This is a genomic window from Phenylobacterium sp. CCH9-H3, from assembly GCF_001557235.1.
Taxonomy (GTDB): Bacteria; Pseudomonadota; Alphaproteobacteria; order Caulobacterales; family Caulobacteraceae; genus Phenylobacterium.
In genome coordinates this window covers 1-1149 of the sequence record NZ_LSJI01000018.1, presented here as the reverse complement: position 1 = coordinate 1149, position 1149 = coordinate 1, and the positions used below count along the sequence as shown (strand labels likewise).

1 protein-coding gene is annotated in these 1149 nt (G+C 70.0%); it reads left to right on the top strand.

The window, feature by feature from the left end; genetic code table 11:
• Window positions 1-483 precede the first annotated feature (483 nt).
• The coding region (locus tag AX721_RS28670) for an ATP-dependent metallopeptidase FtsH/Yme1/Tma family protein (protein ID WP_156466942.1) at window positions 484-1149 on the top strand (666 nt) is incomplete at its 3' end.

The window sequence follows — 1149 nt, the reverse complement described above, 5'->3', positions numbered from 1 at the left end:
GGGGTGGGCTGGTCGTCTGGGCCGCGCCCCATGCCGGGCTGATGGTGCTGAGCCTCTTCCTCGCCCTGAACCTCGCGGCGTTTGGCGTGACGCTGATCGCCAGGGATCTCGTCCAGTTCCTCGGCGCGATCTACCTGTGAACTCGCTCCGCGCCCGCCCGGCCTTGGGAGCGGACCACGAGGGTCCGCTCCCGGCGCAGGGCCTGATCGGACGATCAGGCGGCGGGCGACCCCAACGTGTGGGGCCGGGGCTCGCCCGTGTCCGCGGCTTAGCGCCGGCCGCGAAACCGAGTGTAGAGGCCACCATCGCCGGTCGGCCCAGCAACTGGGCTATGCGGACCGGCGCAGCGACAGACGCGGCGGCAGGCTCGACCTTACGCCGCCGCGCCCGCGCAACGATGCTGCGGCCCGGCAGGCATGATCCGCGTCAAGGCGTGCGGCCGTGGGATGGCCCCTTCTGGCGCTTCACGCCAGGGAGTCCGCCATGAGCGACGCGCCGCAGCCCAAGTCCTGGTTGAAGTTCGACATCCTCTACTTCGCCGCGGCGCTCCTGGCGGTGGTGTTCATCCAGGACATCACGCGCCAGGGCCACGACAAGACGATCCCGTACAGCGAGTTCCGGCAGCTCGTGGCGCAGGGCCAGGTCAAGGACCTGGTGGTGGGGCCCACACGCATCACCGGCGCCTATGTGAAGCCGGGCAAGGACGGTCAGGCCCAGCACTTCTCCAGCATCCGGGTCGAGCCGGGCATCGCCGAGGAACTGGCGCGTCGCAACATCAAGTTCTCCGGCCAGCCGGAGCCCGGCCTGCTCCAGAATCTGCTCTCCTGGTTCCTGCCGACACTCGGTTTCGTGCTCGTCTGGATGTTCCTGATGCGGCCGATGATGTCGGGCCACGGACACGGCGGGCTGATGGGCATCGGACGCAGCAAGGCCAAGGTCTACGCCGAACAGGAGGTGAAGGTGAGCTTCGCCGACGTGGCGGGCGTCGACGAGGCCAAGCAGGAGCTCACCGAGATCGTCGGCTTCCTGAAGGATCCCAAGACCTTCGGCCGCCTGGGCGCCCGCATTCCGAAGGGCGTGCTGCTCGTGGGCCCGCCGGGCACCGGCAAGACCCTGCTGGCCCGCGCGGTGGCCGGCGAGGCGGGGGGG